Genomic DNA, 2,124 nt, shown 5'->3' with positions numbered 1-2,124 from the left:
AGCGTGGCGTGATCAACGTTGGCGACGAGATCGAAATCGTCGGCATCCGCGACACCAAGAAGACCACCTGCACCGGTGTCGAGATGTTCCGCAAGCTGCTGGACCGCGGCGAAGCCGGCGACAACATCGGCGCGCTGCTGCGCGGTGTTGACCGTGAGGGCGTCGAGCGTGGCCAGGTTCTCTGCAAGCCCGGCTCGGTGACCCCGCACACCAAGTTCGAAGCCGAGGTCTACATCCTGACCAAGGAAGAAGGCGGCCGTCACACGCCGTTCTTCGCGAACTACCGTCCGCAGTTCTACTTCCGGACCACCGACGTGACCGGCACCGTGACCCTCCCCGAGGGCACCGAGATGGTCATGCCCGGCGACAACCTGAAGTTCACCGTGGAACTGATCGCCCCGATCGCCATGGAAGACGGCCTCCGCTTCGCCATCCGCGAAGGCGGCCGCACCGTCGGCTCCGGCGTCGTTTCCAAGATCCTCGAGTGATCTTGACAGCAGGCGCGTCCGGCCTTATCCGGCGCGCCAGCTTGGAATACTGATGGGTGCTTCGGCACCCATCATGTCTTAGGGCAGGGGCCTCGGCCGCGCCCGAACGGGTTCGAAGAGGGGGCGGGATGGTCCTGTCTCCTCCTCTCAACTCTCACGCCTATGAAAAGGCAGACCGAACATGCAAAGCCAGAACATTCGCATCCGGCTCAAGGCGTTCGATTACCGCGTCCTCGATGCTTCGACGCAGGAAATCGTGAACACCGCCAAGCGGACGGGCGCGCAGGTGCGCGGGCCGATCCCGCTGCCGAACAAGATCGAGAAATTCACCGTTCTGCGTGGCCCCCACGTGAACAAGAAATCCCGCGACCAGTTCGAGATCCGCACCCACAAGCGGCTGCTCGACATCGTCGATCCGACCCCGCAGACGGTGGACGCGCTGATGAAGCTCGACCTCGCCGCCGGCGTGGATGTCGAGATCAAGGTGTAAGGAGAGCAACTGATGATGCGCTCTGGAGTGATCGCAAAGAAAGTCGGCATGACCCGGCTTTTCCTGGAAGACGGCAAGCAGGTTCCTGTGACCGTTCTCCAACTCGACGGCTGCCAGGTCGTTGCCCAGCGGACCAGCGACAAGGACGGCTACACCGCCGTTCAGCTCGGCGCGGGCTCGATCAAGGCCAAAAACGTCTCCAAGCCGATGCGCGGCCATTTCGCCGTTGCCAAGGTGGAGCCGAAGCGGAAGATCGCGGAATTCCGCGTCGATGCCGAGAACCTGATCGGCGTCGGTGAGGAAATCACCGCTGACCATTACTTCGAAGGCCAGTACGTGGACGTGTCCGGCACGACCATCGGTAAGGGTTTTGCCGGTGCCATGAAGCGGCACAACTTCGGCGGCCTGCGCGCCTCGCACGGTGTGTCGATCTCGCACCGTTCGCACGGCTCGACCGGCCAGTGTCAGGATCCGGGCAAGGTCTTCAAAGGCAAGAAGATGGCTGGCCACATGGGTGCCGTCCGTGTCACCACGCAGAACCTGCAGGTTGTGAAGACCGACGCATCGCGCGGCATCATCATGATCAAGGGCGCGGTTCCGGGCTCCAAAGGTGGCTGGGTGACGATCAAGGACGCGGTCAAGAAGCCGTTCCCCGAGAACGCCATTCTGCCCGCCGCCCTGAAGTCCGCTGCTGAGGAAGCTGCGAAAGCGGCTGAGGAAGCCGCCGCACAGGCAGCCGCCGAGGAAGCCGCAGCAGCCGAAGCAGCCGCCGCAGAGCAGGCCGCAGCCGAAGCAGAGGCCCTGAAAGCCGCTGAAGCGGAAATCGCGGCCGAGAAGAAGGAAGGCGACGAATGAAACTCGACGTGATCAAACTCGACGGCGGTGCCGCGGGCGAAGTCGAGCTGACGGACGAGATCTTCGATCTCGAGCCGCGCGCCGACATCCTGCACCGCGTGGTCCGCTGGCAGCGCAACAAGGCGCAGGCCGGTACCCACAAGGTCAAGACCCGCTCGGAAGTGAGCTACTCGACCAAGAAGATCTATCGCCAGAAGGGCACCGGCGGCGCACGCCACGGCTCCCGCAAGGCGCCGATCTTCCGCAAGGGTGGTATCTACAAGGGTCCGACCCCGCGCAGCCACGCCCACG

Annotated in this window: 4 protein-coding genes; all 4 read left to right on the top strand. The window is 63.7% G+C overall.

Annotated elements, in window-relative coordinates; translation table 11 throughout:
* On the top strand, positions 1–488 hold a 488-nt coding region (locus tag AC6RA4_RS25065), incomplete at its 5' end, for an EF-Tu C-terminal domain-related protein (RefSeq protein ID WP_500164975.1).
* Positions 489–669: 181 nt separating this feature from the next.
* The gene (gene rpsJ, locus AC6RA4_RS25060) at positions 670–978 is read left to right on the top strand and encodes a 30S ribosomal protein S10 (RefSeq protein WP_007792792.1); all 309 of its coding nucleotides are present in this window, start codon (positions 670–672) and stop codon (positions 976–978) included.
* A 12-nt stretch (positions 979–990) separates the two neighbouring features.
* On the top strand, positions 991–1,833 hold the full coding sequence (rplC, locus tag AC6RA4_RS25055) for a 50S ribosomal protein L3 (RefSeq protein WP_500164973.1): 843 nt from the start codon (positions 991–993) through the stop codon (positions 1,831–1,833).
* Positions 1,830–2,124 (top strand): 50S ribosomal protein L4 (locus AC6RA4_RS25050; protein WP_500164971.1); only part of this gene is annotated, 295 nt, incomplete at its 3' end. The genes rplC and AC6RA4_RS25050, both read left to right, overlap by 4 nt.

The sequence above is a fragment of the Salipiger sp. genome (assembly GCF_059781815.1).
Note: the sequence above shows the minus strand (reverse complement) of the source record. Positions and strands in the feature narration are given on the sequence as shown.

Coding starts and splice junctions, on each gene's coding strand:
- rplC (WP_500164973.1), top strand. CDS start 991: ATGATGCGCTCTGGAGTGATCGCAAAGAAAGTCGGCATGACCCGGCTT.
- rpsJ (WP_007792792.1), top strand. CDS start 670: ATGCAAAGCCAGAACATTCGCATCCGGCTCAAGGCGTTCGATTACCGC.